The 1,260-nt window shown below is 47.3% G+C and carries 2 protein-coding genes; both read right to left on the bottom strand.

From position 1 onward, the window contains the following. Positions 1-94: 94 nt before the first annotated feature. Positions 95-289: a hypothetical protein gene (locus EBR25_14140; protein ID NBW42110.1), complete on the bottom strand. Its 195-nt coding sequence runs from the start codon at positions 287-289 to the stop codon at positions 95-97. Further along, the coding region (locus tag EBR25_14145; GenBank protein ID NBW42111.1) for a hypothetical protein at positions 286-1,260 on the bottom strand (975 nt) is incomplete at its 5' end. The genes EBR25_14140 and EBR25_14145, both read right to left, overlap by 4 nt.

Genomic DNA, 1,260 nt, shown 5'->3' on the forward strand with positions numbered 1-1,260 from the left:
TCACGAACAGACTTTTCGTGTTCATGGCTATTTAGATTTTCTTTATAAGGAAGGTTCATCACCTCATTCAAAAACTTTCTAAACTGCCTCATCACTATTCCTCCCAATGAACCGGGCAATGATATGATTCCACCGAGCATGTGCATGTACAATCGCAACGCTGCATGATCTCATCTACGATCATCATAATCGAGATTCTAGGATCTTCATTTGTTTGAAGCCGCTGGCTTTCAGTTCCTAAATCATATGCTTCACGCACAAGTTTTGCTACATGATCTCTTGTTGTCACTTCAACACCCTCACAATCACCATCTCCTTTCCGATGCGCCCAGTCACCGGAACTTCCTTGGCAGCAATGTCAGCAATCGACTTTCGCAGCTTGACCTTGCCACCATTCACTACGTCATCCAGAACACGCTCGCAATAAGACTCACGAATCTTCTTCTTGAATGACTGATCCTCGTCAAACTCCTTCAGCGTGCTACCCTTCACACTCATTCCAATATCGGAAACGTACTTGTGAAGGAATCGAGTCTTCGTATCAAAGACCCAAACCTGAGTGGCACCAATGATGTTTTCGGGTTTGACACTTTCGATCTTGAACTCGGTGTCACTCTCCTTGAACTTCAGAGACTTCACGAGATCCTTCGGCGTCTTGACCTTGCGCTTGCGAGACTTGCGCTTGCCACGACTCTCCTTCTGCCACTCGCGACAATCGTTGAGAATGTTGGCATAGAAGGCAATCAGCTTTCGCTTGCGAGGCTTGGTCAAAAAAGAATATCCCTCGACCAACTGCTCGTCTTCACCGCGAAGTGCTTCCTGAATCTCCTCATAGATCGGCTGAAAGTGTTCGATGATGTACGTCATGTACCCACCCTTCACACCAATCTTCTGAAGATACTCGAACGTACTGAACTTGCTCTTACACCCGGAAGCAATGAAATCATCAATCTCACCTTCGATGAAACCGATGTGTTCACGCGCAGCTTCGCGAGTGCGCTCCTGAATAGAAATGACGGGAGCAGCAGCCTTGACAGCAGCCTTGGCTTGCTTTGAGGCAAGAACCTCGTTGCCTTCGACGATCAACTCTTCGATATACTCGTCGAGCTTGGTCTTATACTTCTCAAGAACAGTAGGAAACTCCAGACCGTTCGTTGCCATCTTGGCAACATACCCGAGCGTGGGCTTGATAATAGAAGTGTCAACCGCGAGAATCGCTGCCGCGTCCTTCTTGGACTTGACATACTTTGCCAGAAAATC

The sequence above is a fragment of the bacterium genome (assembly GCA_009926305.1).
In the GTDB taxonomy this organism is placed as follows: domain Bacteria; phylum Bdellovibrionota_C; class UBA2361; order UBA2361; family RFPC01; genus RFPC01.